This is a genomic window from Streptomyces graminofaciens (genome assembly GCF_030294945.1).
Taxonomy (GTDB): Bacteria; Actinomycetota; Actinomycetes; order Streptomycetales; family Streptomycetaceae; genus Streptomyces; species Streptomyces graminofaciens.
Map to the genome: position 1 here is coordinate 10,560,034 of NZ_AP018448.1, position 16,436 is coordinate 10,576,469.

General features: G+C 73.5%; 12 protein-coding genes and 1 pseudogene. 6 read left to right on the forward strand and 7 right to left on the reverse strand.

What is annotated here, in order from left to right; translation table 11 throughout:
- Window positions 1-18: 18 nt before the first annotated feature.
- Window positions 19-1,182 carry an exonuclease SbcCD subunit D gene (locus SGFS_RS46555; RefSeq protein ID WP_286258674.1) on the forward strand — a complete coding sequence of 388 codons (1,164 nt, stop codon included), beginning with the start codon at window positions 19-21 and terminating at the stop codon, window positions 1,180-1,182.
- 31 nt (window positions 1,183-1,213) lie between these two features.
- Complete coding sequence (locus SGFS_RS46560) at window positions 1,214-4,237, forward strand: AAA family ATPase (protein WP_286258675.1); 3,024 nt, start codon at window positions 1,214-1,216, stop codon at window positions 4,235-4,237.
- On the opposite strand, the gene SGFS_RS46565 is transcribed toward SGFS_RS46560, so the two are convergent.
- Window positions 4,198-4,686, reverse strand: coding sequence for an Lrp/AsnC family transcriptional regulator (locus SGFS_RS46565; protein ID WP_286258676.1), 489 nt, complete (start codon window positions 4,684-4,686; stop codon window positions 4,198-4,200). The genes SGFS_RS46560 and SGFS_RS46565 overlap by 40 nt on opposite strands.
- Before the next feature lie 123 nt (window positions 4,687-4,809).
- Between SGFS_RS46565 and SGFS_RS46570 the strand changes: the two genes are divergently transcribed.
- Together SGFS_RS46570 and SGFS_RS46575 are read left to right on the forward strand one after the other, a co-directional pair.
- A complete protein-coding gene (locus tag SGFS_RS46570) occupies window positions 4,810-5,298 on the forward strand; it encodes a rhodanese-like domain-containing protein (RefSeq protein WP_286258677.1) in 489 nt (162 codons plus the stop codon).
- A 65-nt stretch (window positions 5,299-5,363) separates the two neighbouring features.
- Window positions 5,364-5,888 (forward strand): immunity 21 family protein, encoded by a 525-nt coding sequence (locus tag SGFS_RS46575; protein WP_286258678.1) that lies wholly within the window; start codon window positions 5,364-5,366, stop codon window positions 5,886-5,888.
- Window positions 5,889-6,104: 216 nt separating this feature from the next.
- On the opposite strand, the gene SGFS_RS46580 is transcribed toward SGFS_RS46575, so the two are convergent.
- A complete protein-coding gene (locus SGFS_RS46580) occupies window positions 6,105-7,796 on the reverse strand; it encodes a DUF885 domain-containing protein (RefSeq protein WP_286258679.1) in 1,692 nt (563 codons plus the stop codon).
- A 90-nt stretch (window positions 7,797-7,886) separates the two neighbouring features.
- Window positions 7,887-8,378, reverse strand: coding sequence for an Lrp/AsnC family transcriptional regulator (locus tag SGFS_RS46585; protein WP_286258680.1), 492 nt, complete (start codon window positions 8,376-8,378; stop codon window positions 7,887-7,889).
- Window positions 8,379-8,438: 60 nt separating this feature from the next.
- Between SGFS_RS46585 and SGFS_RS46590 the strand changes: the two genes are divergently transcribed.
- The gene (locus SGFS_RS46590) at window positions 8,439-9,770 is read left to right on the forward strand and encodes a trans-sulfuration enzyme family protein (RefSeq protein ID WP_286258681.1); all 1,332 of its coding nucleotides are present in this window, start codon (window positions 8,439-8,441) and stop codon (window positions 9,768-9,770) included.
- Here the strand turns inward: SGFS_RS46590 and SGFS_RS46595 are convergent.
- From SGFS_RS46595 to pdxR, 3 genes are all read right to left on the reverse strand, one after another.
- Window positions 9,703-11,001 carry a GNAT family N-acetyltransferase gene (locus SGFS_RS46595; protein WP_286258683.1) on the reverse strand — a complete coding sequence of 433 codons (1,299 nt, stop codon included), beginning with the start codon at window positions 10,999-11,001 and terminating at the stop codon, window positions 9,703-9,705. The genes SGFS_RS46590 and SGFS_RS46595 overlap by 68 nt on opposite strands.
- Before the next feature lie 101 nt (window positions 11,002-11,102).
- Window positions 11,103-12,698, reverse strand: coding sequence for an alkaline phosphatase D family protein (locus SGFS_RS46600; RefSeq protein ID WP_286258684.1), 1,596 nt, complete (start codon window positions 12,696-12,698; stop codon window positions 11,103-11,105).
- A 390-nt stretch (window positions 12,699-13,088) separates the two neighbouring features.
- Window positions 13,089-14,543, reverse strand: coding sequence for a MocR-like pyridoxine biosynthesis transcription factor PdxR (pdxR, locus tag SGFS_RS46605; protein ID WP_286258686.1), 1,455 nt, complete (start codon window positions 14,541-14,543; stop codon window positions 13,089-13,091).
- A gap of 47 nt (window positions 14,544-14,590) precedes the next feature.
- Between pdxR and SGFS_RS46610 the strand changes: the two are divergent.
- Window positions 14,591-15,379 (forward strand): annotated as a pseudogene (locus tag SGFS_RS46610) (DMT family transporter); the annotation flags it as partial.
- A gap of 87 nt (window positions 15,380-15,466) precedes the next feature.
- Here the strand turns inward: SGFS_RS46610 and SGFS_RS46615 are convergent.
- Entirely contained in the window at window positions 15,467-16,297 is an 831-nt protein-coding gene (locus tag SGFS_RS46615) for an alpha/beta fold hydrolase (RefSeq protein WP_286258688.1), read from the reverse strand.
- Between the last annotated feature and the right edge of the window lie 139 nt (window positions 16,298-16,436).

Consider the following 16,436-nt stretch of genomic DNA (forward strand, 5'->3'; position numbering starts at 1 on the left):
GCAGGTCGGAGCTTTTTCTTGAGAGTGCTGCACACCTCCGACTGGCATCTGGGGCGGTCCTTCCACCGGGTGAGCATGCTCGGGGCCCAGGCCGACTTCATCCGCCATCTCGTGCTGACCGTGCGGGAGCGCGACGTCGACGCGGTGGTCGTCTCGGGAGACGTGTACGACCGCGCGGTGCCGCCGCTCGCGGCGGTCGAGCTCTTCGACGACGCCCTGCACCGCCTGGCCGAGCTGGGTGTGCCCACGGTGATGATCTCCGGGAACCACGACTCGGCGCGCCGGCTGGGCGTCGGCGCGGGCCTCATCGAACGGGCGGGCATCCATCTGCGCACGGCCGCCGCCGCGTGCGGAACCCCCGTCGTGCTCACCGACACCCACGGCGACGTCGCCTTCTACGGCCTGCCGTATCTGGAGCCCGCCCTGGTCAAGGACGAGTTCGCGGTGGAGAAACCCGGCCACGAGACCGTGCTGGCCGCCGCCATGGACCGGGTCCGCGCCGACCTCGCCACCCGAGAACCCGGCACCCGTTCCGTCGTCCTCGCCCATGCCTTCGTCACCGGCGGCGCCCCCAGCGACAGCGAGCGGGACATCTCCGTCGGCGGGGTCTCCTCCGTGCCGGCCGGGGTCTTCGACGGCGTCGACTACGTGGCCCTCGGCCATCTGCACGGCAGCCAGACCCTCACCGAACGCGTCCGCTACTCGGGCTCCCCGCTGCCGTACTCCTTCTCGGAGACGGACCACCACAAGAGCATGTGGCTGGTGGACCTCGGAGCCGACGGGGCGATCGACGCCGAGCGGATCGACTGCCCGGTGCCACGTCGACTCGCCCGTGTCCGGGGGCGGTTGGAGGATCTGCTGGCCGACCCGGAGCTGGCCCGCCACGAGGAGGCGTGGCTGGAGGCCACGCTCACCGACCCGGTGCGCCCCGCCGAACCCATGGCCCGGCTCTGCGCGCGCTTCCCGCACACGCTCAGTCTGGTCTTCGACCCCGAGCGCGCCCCGGACGACCCGGACGTCTCCTACGCCACACGCCTCGCCGGGCGCGACGACCAGCAGATCGCGGAGGACTTCGTGGCCCATGTGCGCGGCACCGGACCCGACGAGCACGAACAGACCGTGCTGAGGGACGCCTTCGACGCCCTACGAGCCGACGAGGCCGTGCGCGAGGTCGCCCGGTGAGGTCACGTCACTTCCGCACGGGGGGCGCCCGATGAGGCTGCACCGGCTCGACATCACGGCCTTCGGGCCCTTCGGCGCGGCCCAGAGCGTCGACTTCGACGAGTTGTCCGCCGCCGGGCTCTTCCTGCTGCACGGCCCGACCGGCGCGGGCAAGACATCCGTCCTGGACGCCGTCTGCTACGCGCTCTACGGCTCGGTGCCGGGCGCCCGGCAGAGCGGTCAGGGGCTGGGCCTGCGCAGCGACCACGCGGTGCCCGCGACGCGCACCGAGGTGCGACTCGAACTCACCGTCGCCGGGCGCCGGTTGGAGATCACCCGGCAGCCGCCGTGGGAACGCCCCAAGAAGCGCGGAGCGGGAACCACCCTCGACAAGGCGCAGAGCTGGCTGCGCGAGTACGACGCGGTCACCGGCGCCTGGAAGGACCTCAGCCGCTCCCACCAGGAGATCGGCGAGGAGGTCACCCAGCTTCTCGGGATGAGCCGCGAGCAGTTCTGCCAGGTCGTGCTGTTGCCCCAGGGCGACTTCGCCCGTTTTCTGCGCGCCGACGCCGAGGCGCGCGGCAGGCTGCTCGGCCGGCTCTTCGACACCCACCGCTTCGCCGAGGTCGAGAAGCGCCTCGCCGAGCGGCGGCGGACGACCGAGGCCCGGGTCCGCGAGGGCGACACGGAACTGCTCGCCGTCGCCCACCGTATGCAGGAGGCGGCCGGGGACGCACTGGACCTGCCCGAACTGGCCCCGGGCGACCCGGGGCTCGCCGAGGCCGTGCTGAGCTGGGCCGCCGTCGCCCGCAGCACCGCCCGTGAGCGGCTCACCATCGCCCACTGCGCGCGTACGGCCGCCGAGTCGGCGCGGTCCGCCGCCGAGCGCGTCCTGGACGACGTACGCGAAGTGGCGCGGCTGCAGCGGCGGTTCGCGGAGGCGCGGGAGCGGGCCGTGCGGCTGGAGGAGCGGGCCGACGCTTACCGGGAGGCGCGGGTCCGGATGGAGCGGGCCCGCAAGGCGGAGGCCGTGGCGCCCGCGCTGGACCTGCGGGACGCGGCCGAGGCCGAGCACCGAAAGGCCGCCGAGGAAGAGGCACGCGCGCGTGCCCTGCTGCCCGAGTCGTACGCCGACGCCGGGGCCGCCGGGCTCGCGACCGCCGCGCGCAGGGCCGCCGAGGAGCTGGGCGGCCTGGACTCGGCCCGGCGCGCGGAACCGAGGCTGGCCGAGCTCGACACCGAACGCGCGGACCTGGACCGCCAGGAGCGGGCCGACGAGGAGGCGTTCCAGGACGCCGAGGGCTGGCTCGCCCGGTGGGAGGCGACCCGCGCCGAGCTGCACACCCGCATCGAGTCCGCCCAGGCGGACGCCACCCGCGCCGAACAGCTCGCCGTGCAGCGCGAGCCCGCCGATAAGCGGCTCAGGGCCGCTCACGAACGTGACCGGCTCGGCCGTGACACGGATGACGCCCAGGCGCAGGCTCTCCGGGCGGGCGAGCGGGCGAACGACGCGCGCGCCCACTGGCTCGACCTCAGGGAACAGCGCCTCAAGAGCATCGCGGCGGAGCTGGCCGCCGGACTCCTCGACGGTGAGCCCTGCGCGGTCTGCGGCGCCGTGGAGCACCCCGAGCCCGCCCGCAAGATCGCCGGGCACGTCGACCGCGAGGCGGAGGAGCAGGCCCTCGCCGTGTACCAGCGGGCCGACGAGGAGCGCGCCGAGGCCGAGCGGCGGCTCGGTGACGTACGCCAGGCGCTGGCCGCCGCGAGCGCCGAAGCCGGCGACACGCCGGCCGATCGGCTTGCCCAGCAGGTGGCCGAGTTGGAGAGCGCGTACGCGCAGGCGCGGCGGGGCGCCTCCGGTCTGCACCTCGCCCAGGAGCAGCTGCGCGGCGCCGAGCAGGAGCGGGAGCGACGGATCGCCGCCCAGCAGGAGGCGGCGGTCCGGGCCGCGTCCCGCAACACCCGGCGGGACGCGCTGGAGCGGGAACGGGCCGAGCTGGAGGCCGAGTTGGCGCAGGCGCGGGGCGCCGCCGAGAGCGTGGCCGCGCGGGCCGCGCAGCTGGAGCGGCACGCGGAGCGGCTGTCCGGGGCGGCTGACGCGGCGCGGGCCGGGGACGACAGCGCGCAGCGGCTCAAGGACGCCGACGCGCGTCTCGCCGACGCGGCTTTCCGCGCCGGGTTCGACACCCCGCAGGCCGCGTCGGCCGCGCTCCTCGACGACACGGCCCACCGCGAACTCCAACGCCGCCTCGACGCCTGGCAGACGGAGGACGCCCAGGTGCGGGCCGTACTCGCCGAGGCCGAGACCGCAGCCGCCGCGGAACAGCCGCCCGCCGACCTCACGGCCGCCGAGCGGGCCGCCTCGGCCGCCGCCCGGCGGCTCCAGGACGCCGTCTCCGCGTGGGACGCGGCCGAGCGGCGCAGCGCCGCGCTCGACCGGCACTCCGTGCGCGCGACCGCCTCCGTGCGACGGCTGGCGCCGCTGCGCGAGGAGTACGACCGGGTGGCCCGCATGGCCGGACTCGCGGCCGGCACCTCCGCGGACAACGAACGCAGGATGCGCCTGGAGGCGTACGTCCTCGCAGCCCGCCTGGAACAGGTCGCCGCCGCCGCCACCGTACGGCTCCAGCGCATGTCCTCCGGCCGCTACACCCTCGTCCACTCCGACGACCGGGCCGGGCGCGGTCGCAGCGGGCTCGGGCTGCATGTCGTCGACGCGTGGACGGGCCGGGAGCGGGACACGGCGACGCTCTCCGGCGGCGAGACGTTCTTCGCCTCCCTCGCGCTCGCCCTCGGCCTCGCCGACGTCGTCACCGACGAGGCGGGCGGGGTCCGGCTGGACACCCTGTTCATCGACGAGGGCTTCGGCAGCCTCGACGACCAGACCCTCGACGAGGTCCTCGACGTCCTCGACGCGCTCCGTGAACGCGACCGCAGTGTCGGCATCGTCAGCCACGTCGGCGACCTGCGGCGGCGCATCCACGCGCAGCTGGAGGTGGTGAAGGGGAGGTCGGGGTCGACCGTACGGCAGGGGGCCTATCTGCCGAGCGGTCGCCGGGGGAGCGGCGAGGAGTAGACGACGCTCGTGGTGACCGACCCGAGCGCGCCGATCTTGCCCGACACCTCCTCCAGATGCCGCATCGAACGGGCGGCGACCTTGATCACGAAACAGTCGTCGCCCGTCACATGGTGCGCCTCCAGGATCTCGGGCGTGACCGCCACCAGGTCGTGGAACGGTCTGTAGTTGCCGTTCGGGTACCTCAGCCGCACGAACGCCAGGATCGGCAGCCCCAGCCGCTCGGGGTCCACGACGGCCGCGTACCCCTGGATGACGCCGGCCTCCTCCAGCCGCCGCACCCGCTCGGTCACGGCGCTCGCCGACATCGACACGGCCCGGGCCAACTCGGCGAAGCTGGCTCGGCCCTCGCGCTGGAGGACCTCGAGGATGCGCCAGTCGGTGGCATCGGGAGTATGAGAGGGCGTATGGGCGGGCGTGGCGGCGGTGGGCGGGGAATTCACGGTCATACCGGAGAGATTGCAGGGGAATCCCCGGCACAGCAAGGCCCAGGCCGTGGAACGCCCCTTCAAGAAGTCGATCACCGGCCGTAGATTTCTGGTCATCGGGAATCAGCACAGAGAGGCCCTGAGATGACCGCCACGACCACCGTGACCAGCGTGAACCCCGTCCTGCGCGTCGCCCCGGCCGCCCCGGCCGAGGCCGCCGCGTACTTCCGGGCCAGCCTGGTCTTCCACGCCGACGTCTCCGATGTGGCCGCCGCCCTCGCCGCCGACGGCGACCCCGGCTTCGTCGTCCTCGACTCACGCTCCACCGATTCCTGGGACCAGGGCCACATCCCGGGCGCGCTCCACCTGCCCACCGCGCTCATCCCCGAGCAGGCCGAGCAGCTCCTCGACAAGTCGGTGCCGGTCGTCACGTACTGCTGGGGCCCCGGCTGCAACGGCGCGACCCGTGCCGCCCTCGCCCTCGCCGAACTCGGCTACCAGGTCAAGGAGATGCTCGGCGGCTTCGAGTACTGGGCACGCGAGGGCTTCGCGTACGAGACGTGGGAGGGCGAGGCGCGGCGCGAGGCGGACCCGCTGACCGTGCCCGTGGACACCGAGGACTGCGGCTGCTGACGTACAGTCAAGAAATGTCTGGGGCCGCCGAGTTGGGTCGAGACGCGAGCGTGTAGCTTCTGGGCATGGCTCGATATGCGGATCCGGCGGTTCCAGGTGTGGCCCAGTGGGTGGAGTCGGGCGGCGGACCGCTCATCGCCGTACCGGAAGCGGTGCTGCCGTTCTGGGCGGGCGCCGACGGCGACGAGATATCGTCCGACTACGACCGGGCCTGTGCCGTCGACGGCTACGCCGGTCTCCTCCCGGTCGGGGACACCCTGGCCCTGGTCCTCGGCGACGAGCCCGCCTCGACCGCCTATCTCCCCGAACACCGCACGTTCGTCCGCTGGTACGCGGCCGACTCCGAGACCGAACTCCTCGACGGGGTCCCCGCCGCGCTCGACTCCGCCGCGTGGGAACCGGAGGTCGAGTGGCGGGTGCCGGGCCCGGTCGTCCTCTTCGACGCGGCCTGGCCCGGGGAGGCGTCCCCGCGCACCGAGCACGTACGCGTCGACCTGGAGCCGGGGCGGTACGGTGTCCGGGCGGCGTATGTGTCCGCTGGGCCGGAGACGTGGCTGGGGCTGGTGCAGGTGCGGGCGCGTACGGACTGAGCCGTCGGGCGTCCGGTGGTGGCGTGCGGTGGCTGGGTCGAGCCGGTCTGGGCAGGGATGTCGTCCGTGGCCGGGCCGGGCCGGAGGTGCCGTGCGGTGGCCGGGCCGCCACCGCCGGGGTGGTGTGCGGGGGCAGGGCCCGGGTGGACAGCGGAGGCCGGGTGGCGTGCGGTGGCCGGGCCCGTCCTCGGACGGTGGCGGGCCCGGCCACCGGTCTCACAGCTGTGACAGCTCGTCCACCAGGTCGTCGAGGCCCAGCGAGCCCTGGGACAGCGCGGCCATGTGCCAGGCCTTGGCGTCGAAGGCGTCGCCGTGGCGCTTGCGCGCGTTCTCCCGGCCGAGCAGCCAGGCGCGCTCACCGAGCTTGTAGCCGATGGCCTGGCCCGGCATGGTCAGATAGCGGGTCAGCTCGCTCTCCACGAAGTCCGCCGGGCGGCTGCTGTGGGCGCCGAAGAACTCCTGCGCCAGATCGACGGTCCAGCGCTCGCCCGGGTGGAAGGGGGAGTCCGCGGGGATCTCCAGCTCCAGGTGCATGCCGATGTCGACGATGACCCGGGCCGCTCGCATCATCTGCGCGTCCAGGTAGCCGAGCCGCTCCTCCGCGTCCTTGAGGAAGCCCAGCTCGTCCATGAGCCGCTCCGCGTACAGCGCCCAGCCCTCGGCGTTGGCGCTCACCCCGCCGATCGTGGCCTGGTAGCGGGAGAGGTCGTCCTTGACGTACACCCACTGCGCGAGCTGGAGGTGGTGGCCGGGGACGCCCTCGTGGTACCAGGTGGAGACCAGGTCGTACACCGGGAAGCGGGTCGCCCCCATCGTCGGCAGCCAGGTGCGGCCCGGGCGGGAGAAGTCCTCGGTCGGGGCCGAGTAGTACGGGGCCGCCGCACCGCCGGGCGGGGCGATGCACGACTCGACCCTGCGCACCGGCTCGGCGAGGTCGAAGTGCGTGCCGTCCAGGGCCTCGATCGCCTCGTCCATCAAGGACTGCAGCCACTCGCGGACCTCGTCGACACCCTCGATGTGCCGCCCGTGCTCGTCCAGGTGCGCGAGCGCCACCCACGGCGTCTCGGCGCCGGGCAGGATCTTCGCGGCCTCCTTCTTCATCTCGCCGAGCAGCCGGTGGAACTCGGCCCAGCCGTACGCGTACGCCTCGTCGAGGTCCAGGTCCGAACCCGTGAAGTAGCGGACCAGCTTGCCGTAGCGCTCCCGGCCGACCGTGTCCGGCGCGCCCTGGACCGCCGGGGCGTACACGTCACGCATCCAGTCGCGCAGCTCGACCACGGCCCGCGTCGCCCCACGGGCGGCCTCGTCCAGCTCCGCGCGCAGCGACTCGGGGCCCGCCGAGGCGAAGTCCTCGAACCAGCCGCGGCCCGAACCGTCCGTGTCCGCCCACTCGGTGAGCTGGTCGATGAAGGTCGCGGTCGGGCGGGGGCCCGCGTACAGCTTGCGCTCCAGGCCGAGCGCGAGGGACTCGCGATAACCGGCGTACGCCGTCGGCACCGCGCGCAGCCGTTCCGCGATCGCCGCCCAGTCCTCGTCCGTCTCGGCCGGGGTGATGGTGAACACCTCGCGCACCTCGTGCGGCGGCGTGACCATGTTGCCGACCGCGCGCAGGCCCTCCTCGGCCTCGTGCACGGCCAGTTCCGCCGTCAGCCGCTCGCGCAGCAGGCGCGCGCACCGGCGCTCGGCGTCACTGTCCGCGCCGGGCTGCCGCTCCGCCTCGTCGAGCCGGGCGAGGGTCGTCCGGATCAGCTCCGCACGGGCCTCCTGGCCCGCCGGCGAGGTGTCCGGCAGCCTGCTCGAACTCTCCTTCACACCGAGGTACGTACCGGTCACCGGGTCGAGGGCGATGAGATCGTCGACGTAGGCGTCGGCGACCTCGCGGGGCAGGGGGCTCTTGATGTCAGACATGCGGCCAATCTTGGTACGGCCACAAGGGTCGAGTCAGCTGCTTAACGGCGTCTTGAGCCTTACGGTGGCCTGATTCCGCTGAGGGCGTGATCAGGACAGGGCCCGGTCGGCGTCCGGCGGCAGCAGCGGCCCGCAGTCCCACTGCTGGAAGATCAACCGGGTCTCCACCCGCGCCACCTCACGCCGTGAGGTGAACTCGTCGAGGACCAGCCGCTGCAGATCCGCCATGTCCGCGACGGCGACATGCACCAGATAGTCGTCCGGGCCGGTGAGGTGGTAGACGGTCCGGGACTCGGCCAGCGCCCGGATCCGCTCCACGAACGGCCCCACCAGCTCCCGGCGATGCGGCCTGACCTGCACCGACAGCAGCGCCTCCAGCCCGCGCCCCAGCTTGGCCGGATCGAGGCGCAGTTGATGGCCGAGGATCACGCCCGCGCGGCGCAGCCGCGTCACCCGGTCCAGACAGGTCGACGGCGCCACCCCGACCTGCGCCGCCAGATCGCGGTAGGTCGTCCGGGCGTCGTTCTGCAACAGCCGCAGAAGGTGGAGATCCACCGGATCGAGTACGACAGATTCGGCCATCGTTCGAACGTAGCACGGGATTCGAACGCCTCGGCCCGGTCGATGTTCACCCTTGCGTCCATGAACTCAGCGAGCACGCACGCGTACGACCACGCACGCACCACGCCGAGAGCACTGGCCACCGAGGCCGTGCACGCCGGCCGCGACGACCTCGCGCGCCAGGGCCTGCACGCCCCGCCGATCGACCTGTCGACCACCTACCCCTCGTACGACAGCCGGGGCGAGGCCGCCCGTATCGACGCCTTCGCCACCGACGGCGCCCAGCCGGAGGGCCTGCCGATCTACGGGCGGCTCGGCAACCCGACCGTCGCCCGCTTCGAGACCGCCCTCGCCCGCCTCGAAGGCACCGAGAGCGCGGTCGCCTTCGCCAGCGGCATGGCCGCGCTGAGCGCCGTACTCCTCGCCCGTGCCTCCATGGGCCTGCGCCACGTCGTCGCCGTACGCCCCCTGTACGGCTGCAGCGACCATCTCCTCACCGCCGGGCTGCTCGGCTCCGAGGTCACCTGGGTCGACCCGGCCGGCGTCATGGAGGCGCTGCGCCCCGACACCGGCCTGGTGCTGGTGGAGACCCCGGCCAACCCGACCCTCGCCGAACTCGACCTGCGGGCCCTCGCCCACGACTGCGGCTCGGTCCCGCTGCTCGCGGACAACACCTTCGCCACCCCCGTTCTGCAACGCCCGGTCGAACAGGGCGCGCGGCTCGTCCTGCACAGCGCCACCAAGTACCTCGGCGGCCACGGGGACGTGATGGCCGGGGTCGTGGCCTGCGACGAGGATTTCGCCGGGCGCCTGCGCCAGATCCGCTTCGCCACCGGCGGCGTGCTCCACCCCCTCGCCGGATACCTCCTGCTACGAGGCCTCGCGACCCTCCCCGTACGCGTCCGGGCGGCCTCCGAGACCGCCGCCGAACTCGCCCGCCGCCTCACCGCCGACCCGCGCGTGACCCGCGTCCACTACCCGCGCATAGGCGGCGCCATGATCGCCTTCGAGGTCCGGGGAGACCCCCACGAGGTGATCGCCGGGGTCCGCCTGATCACCCCGGCGGTCAGCCTCGGCAGTGTGGACACCCTCATCCAGCACCCGGCGTCGATCAGCCACCGGATCGTGGAGGAGTCGGATCGGCGGGGGGCAGGGGTGAGCGACCGGTTGCTGAGGCTGTCGGTGGGCCTGGAGGACGTGGAGGACCTCTGGGCGGACCTGGACGGGGCGTTGGGGGTGGGCATCACCGGTCAGCGATCATCGGCGCCGGTGAGTGCAGCAGGCTTCCAGGAGCGCGGGGAACTGCGCCACCAGCCCCCACGCACCCCCGGTCGGCAAACAGCCATCAGCCCCTGCGACGCCCCTCCGCAGCCTCGACCGACCGAACAGGAACCCCTTCCAGCCGAGCTGTGATCACCAGAGTCCCCTCCTCGATCTGATAATCAAGCGGCAACCCGAGCCCCCGCATCGCCGCGACCATCCCCGTGTTCGCCGACTGCGTCACGACGTACACGTTCTGGCAGCCGGCCTCGACAGCCATCCCCACCAACCTGCGGAGCAACTCCCCACCGACCCCCCGCCGCTGCCACTCGTCCTCGACGAGCAGCGCGATCTCCGTCTCGTCGCCGTCCCAGAGGAGGTGACCGAGCCCGACGAGGCGCCCGGAGGCGGTCTGCGCGGCGAGGGTGCGGCCGAAGCGGGGGCTCAGCAGATGCTTGAGGTAGCGGTCGGCGTCGCCGACGGGCCCGTGGTAGCGCAGGCTCAGCGTGCGCGGCGAGCAGCGGTCGTGCATCTCCTTCGCGGCGCGGAGGTCGCCGTTGTGGGCGCGGCGCACGGTGATGTCGTCGCCCTCGGGCAGCGTCAGCACGTCCTGGCCGCGCGGGACGCGGGGGCCGAGCCGCGCGTCCAGTTCCACCAGGGCCCGCGCCCGCGCGAACTCCGTCGGCGTGAACGGCAGATACGGCCGCTCCACCGTGATCACCCCGCCCTCCGGCGCCCGCAGCCGCATCACCGTGTCCTCCAGGGCGCCTTCCACCGGGGCGCCCTCCCGGGCGCGGCCGGAGCCGGGATCGGTGGCGGGCAGCGAGCGGATGGTGCAGCGGCCCAGCAACTGGCGCAGGGCGAGCGGGAGTTCGGCCGCGTCCAGCGCCGTGCGCGTGGCCAGGCCGAGGACGCGGGTCGGCGCGTCCACCAGGTCGTGGGTGTCACCGCGCTCGATCCAGGTACTGGCACCGCCCGCCAGGGTCACCGCGGCGGTGATCTCGGCGGCGGTCAGGGCCGCGGGCGCGCGCAGCAGGAACTCGTCGACCGTGCCCTCGGCCAGCGGATGCGTCTGCAGGCTCAGGATGTCGACCCGGTGCCCCGCGAGCGCCGTGCACAGCGCGGCCAGCGAGCCCGGGGTGTCCTGCACGGTCGTACGCATCCGCCACAGCGTGGTCGCACCCGTGAGCGGCTCGGCCCCGGCCTGCCGCCCCTCGGCGGGAGACCGGGCGCCGGTATCGCCGGACGGGGGCGCGTGACCGTGGCGGCGTGTCCACCGTGTGAGGCTCCACAGTGTGAGGCGCCGCCGGCCGCGTACCGGCTGTCCGTTCCCCGCTCGGGTCACTTCCGTGTTCTCGTTGTTCTCATTGTTCTCGTGTGTCATGCAGCCACTGTGGAGGAACGGTGTTGCGTGATCACGAACGTCCTGTGACCGACGGGTAAAGCATTGTTCTGTCCGGGTTTATTGAGCTTTTAACGGTTCGGTCACTGTCCCACGCGCCCAGGCTGCAACACCTGGGTGAACAGTACGGTCCCGTCCTGCTCGCGCAGCCGGACGGTCAGCTCGCCGCTGTGGCCGTCGATGTCGACCTCGCCGAAGAACTGGTAGCCGCCGGCGGGCGACACGTTCGCGACGGTCGGCGCCTTCACGAAGACCCGCTCGGGGCCGAAGGTCTTGTCCAGCGCGCCCGCCGGGAACGCGCCCGCGTTGAGCGGCCCGGACACGAACTCCCAGAACGGCTCGAAGTCGGTGAACGCGGCCCGCGACGGCTGGTAGTGCTGCGCCGAGGTGTGGTGCACGTCCGCCGTCAGCCACACCGTGCCGGTGACCTTGCGGTGCTTGATGAACCGCAGCAGCTCGGCGATCTGCAGCTCGCGCCCGAGCGGCGCGCCCGGGTCGCCCTGTGCCACGGCCTCGATGTTCTTCCTGCCCTCGGTGTTGTCCGGGACCACCAGGCCGAGCGGCATGTCGGCGGCGATCACCTTCCACACCGCCCGCGACCGGGCCAGCTCCCGCTTCAGCCACTCCAGCTGCTCGGCGCCGAGGATGCCCTGCGGGTCGACGGTGTCGGTGCCGGGCGAGTTGGCGTTGCGGTACGTACGCATGTCCAGCACGAAGACGTCGAGGAGCGGCCCCTGCCGCAGCACCCGGTACACCCGGCCCTCGTGGGCGCCCGTCCGCAGCGTGGAGATCGGGAGGTACTCGCCGAACGCCTGCTTGGCCCGCCCGGCGAGCACGTCGACGCTCTTCTCCGTGTAGCGGGTGTCCGTGGCGGCGATCACCTGCCCCGGGTACCAGTTGTTGCGCACCTCGTGGTCGTCCCACTGGACGATCGCCGGTACGCGGGCGTTGAAGTCCTTGAGGTTCTGGTCGAGCAGGTTGTAGCGGAAGTTGCCGCGGAACTCGGCGAGGGTCTCGGCGACCTTGGCCTTCTCCTCGGTGGTGATGTTCCGCCAGGTGCTGCCGTCGGGCAGGGTGGCCGTCGCGGCTACGGGGCCGTCGGCGTAGATGGTGTCGCCGCTGAAGAGGAAGAAGTCCGGGTCGAGGGCGCCCATCGCGTCGAAGATGCGGTAGCCGCCGAAGTCGGGGTTGATGCCCCAGCCCTGACCGGCCAGGTCACCCGACCAGACGAAGCGGACGCCGCGGTGGCGCGAAACCGACGTCGTACGGAACGTGCCGGTGACGGGTTCGCCCGTGCGGCGCGGGTCGTCCGGGTCGGCGAGGGTCACCCGGTAGTGGATCTGCTGCCCCGGCGGCAGGCCGCGCAGCCGTGTCGTACCGGTGAAGTCCGTGCCGGGGCCGAGCAGCGGCCCGTGCCATCTGCGGGCGCCCCGGAACGACTCGGTGGCGGAGGTCTCGACGATCATCCGGGCCGGCCGGTCCGAACGCACCCACACCAGGCCGGAGTCGGCGGTCACATCCCCGCTCTGCACACCCCACCCGGCCGTGGGCCGCCCCGACAGGGCGAGCGCCGGGGCCGCGCCGAGCGCGCCGGGCAGGGCGAGGGCCGCCGACGCGGCGAGGGAGCCACGCAGCACGCTGCGACGGCCGGGGAGGGGACTCGGCGGACGGTGTGACATGAAGGCGCCTCCAGGGACGGGTCCGGCCAGTGTGCAGTGCCACAACTACTGGTGCGCAGAAGCGCACACGGAAACCCCAAGTGAACAACTGCCCGATGGGGGAGGGGAACGGCTGTTTTCCGCCCCCGCCGCGCCTGAGAGCTCGGGTGGCGGGGCGCGTTGGCGGGTGCGGGTCGTGTGTGGTTGCTCGCGCAGTTCCCCGTGCCCCTGAAAAGCCGGGCCCGCGCCCGCGCTTTTCAGGTCCGCAGGGCCTGTGCTCCTAAGGGGCGCGGGGAAAACTGCGCGACAAGCCCCCCCGACCCGCAGCCGACAAACCGGCCCCGGGGAGCCGGGGGCGCAGCCCTCAGGGATGGGCCGGGCAGGGGCGGCGGGGGCGAAAACCCCTCGGGCTCACCCGATCGCCTCCGCCATCACCCCCACCCCCTCCCGAATCCGCGCCGGCGAAAGATGGGCATACCCCAGAACCAGCCGCACCCGCCCGTCCTCACCCGAAACCCGCCCATACCGCTCAAGCACCCGCACCACCACCCCGCCCACCCCCACCCGCTCCACGAACCGCCCCGCCGGTCCGTACCGCTCCGGCAACGAGGCGATGACATGCAGCCCCGCCGCGATCCCGGTCACCTCGACGCCGGGAAAGCGGTCCCCCAACACCGCCACCAGCGCATCCCGCCGCTCGCGATACACCCGCCCGCACCGCCGCAACTGCCGGTCGTAGTCCCCCCGCTCCACGAACCGCGCGAACACCGCCTGATCGAGGACCGGATACCCGAGATCCATCGCCCGCTTGCGCTCCACGACCTCCTCCGCCAACGCCCCCGGCACCAACAGCCACCCCAGCCGCAGCCCCGGCGCGAGCGACTTGCTCACCGACCCGGTGTACGCGACCCGCTCGGGGTCGAGCCCCTGCAGCGCGCCCACGGGGGCACGGTCGTAGCGGAAGTCCCCGTCGTAGTCGTCCTCCACGACAAGCCCGTCCACCGCCCGCGCCCAGTCGAGCAGCGAGGCCCGCCGCCGCGCCGAGTACGCGATCCCGGACGGGAACTGGTGGGCCGGCGTGGCCACCACCGCCCGTACCCCCGAATCCCCTAGCGGCCGTATCGCCAGCCCCTCCTCGTCCAGCGGCAGCGGCACGACGGAGAGCCCGGCCGCCCTGTACAGGGTGCCGTGCTCGGGGCTGCCCGGGTCCTCGACCCCGATCTCGCGCACCCCGCGCGCGTGCAGCACCTGCCCGAGGAGTGTCGTCGCCTGGGCCACCCCGGAGACGATCACGACCCGCTCGGGGTCGGCGACCACACCCCGGCGGCGCGCGAGCAGCTCCGCGAGGGCGGTACGCAGCCGGGGCAGCCCGCGCGGATCGGGGTAGCCGAGCGCGTGGTGCGGGAGTTCCGCGAGCACCGAGCGCTGCGCCGCCGCCCACGCGGCACGCGGGAACAGCGACAGGTCCGGCGTCCCGGGCACGAAGTCGGCACGGACGGTGCCGGGGGGACGCGGCGCGAGATCACGCGCCCGGGGGGCTGCGCTCCGCACGGCGGCCCCCACCCAGGTCCCGGCACCGCGACCGCTGCGCAGATAGCCCTCGGCCGTCAGCTGCTCGTACGCCTCCGTCACCAGCCCGCGCGACACCCCGAGATCGGCCGCCAGTTCCCGGCTCGACGGCAGCCGGGTTTCGGCCGCCAGCCGCCCTGTACGGATCGCCTCCCGCAGCGCGGCCTGCAACGTCCGCCCACGCGCGCGTGCCGGCGCCGAGCCGACCGGCAACAGCAACTCCCAGGCGGCGGCCCAGGGAACGGAGCCCCGGCCGTCCTCCGGCCCGGCGGCGGAACTGGTCCCCGAAAACGTCATGGAAGTGGACCTTAAACCGGACCGCCCGCCTTCCTAGCGTCACCGTCATGAACGCCACCACCGCCCGCGGCTCCCTCCTCGCCGCGCTCGCCTGCGTCCTCGTCGGCGCCTCCTTCACCGCCAACAGCGTCCTCGGCGACTACCCGTACGCGGGCGGCCAGTTCCTCCGCTACGCCCTGGCCTGCGTCCTGCTGCTCCCGCTCGTCGGCCGCGGCGGCACGGCACCGCTGCGGCGTCTGACCGCACGGCAGTGGACCCGGCTCGCCCTCGTCGCGGCCGTCGGCATGGTCGGCTTCAACCTCGCCGTCCTCGCCGCCGAACGCACCGCGGAACCGGCGGTGCCGGGCGTGTTCGTGGGCTGCGCCCCGGTGGTCGTCGCCGTCCTCGTACCGCTGCTGGACGGCAGGCACCCCCAACGGACCGTGCTCCACGGGGCGTCACTCGTCGCGGTGGGCGCGTTCGCCGTACAGGGATGGGGCCGTACGGACGGCGTCGGTATCGCCTTCTCGGTGTGCGCGCTGGCGGGCGAGGTCGGCTTCGCGGTGCTGGCCGTGCCCGTACTGCGGCCGCTGGGCCCGCGGCTGCTCTCGGCGACCGTGTGCGGTCTCGCGGCCGTCGAGTCGGCCGCCGTCGGCCTCGCCGTCGACGGGGGCGCCTGGTTGCGCCGCCCCGACGCCACCGAGACCGCCGCGCTGCTGTGGCAGGCGGCGGTCGTCACGGTCGTCGGCTTCGTCTGCTGGTACATGGGCATGCAGCGCATCGGAGCCGAGCGCGCCACCCTCTTCTCCGGCCTCATCCCGGTGGCCGCCGCCTGCACCGCGCCCCTCGTCGGCACCGGCGAATACGGCCCCGCCCAGGCCGTCGGCAGCGCCCTGGTCGGCGCCGGAGTCGCCCTGGGCTCGGGGGCCCTGGCCAGGCGGCGCTCAGCGGCTGCCGTCGAGGATGACCCGGGAGACGAGCGCCGGGTCGTCGTTCATCGGGCAGTGGCCGCAGCCGGGCAGGCGGATCAGCCGGGCCCCGGGGATGACCCGCTTGGCGCGGATGCCCTGGCGGCGCACCAGCAGCCAGTCACGGGTGCCCCAGGCCACGGTGACCGGGATCTCCGGGATGTCGTCGGTGAACAGGACGTCGCCCCCGGCCCGGAGGGTGTCGTCGAAGCCCGTGGCCCCCGCCAGCGCGAGCGTCTCCGCGACGACCGCCTCCGGTGAACGGCGGCCCGGGCGGGCGTAGATGGTGCTCGTCAGGGCCGCACGGCCGGCCGCCGACCGGGACAGCCCCTCCACCAGCGGCAGCGGCATCCGCTTCGAGATGCCCCGCATGGTGTGCAGGATGCCGAAGGCGTAGCGCCGCTCGGTCTCGTTCCAGAACCCGGCCGGGGACAGGGCCGTGACGGACCGTACGAGTTTCTCGCGGCCCAGCTCCAGGGCGAGCAGACCGCCGAGGGAGTTGCCCGCGACATGCGGCCGATCGAGCCCGATGGTCTCGCAGAACGCGGCGAACACCGCGGACGTCGTCGACAGGTCGTAGGTGAGCCCGCCCGGCAGCGCCGGGGACGCCCCGAAGCCGGGGAGGTCCACGGCGACGACGTCGCGCTCGGCGGCCAGGATGTGCACGACCGGGTCCCAGGCCTGCCGGTGGTGGCCGATGCCGTGCAGCAGGAGCAGCGGTTCGCCGACGCCCGTGCGCTCGTAGGAGACCGTCACGGTCTGCGGGCCGAGCGGGGAGGGGACCTCGAAGGAGACCGTGGCGGGCATGGTGCTGCTCCTCGTCTGTGCGGGTGGGGTGTGCAGAGGTACGCGAGCTTCGTAGACAGTTTGTCAGCAACTGCTACCGGCGGGTAGCCCTTTCGGGGAAGACGGGCGGCCCTCCGGGAAAGACGGGCAGGCAGTCTTT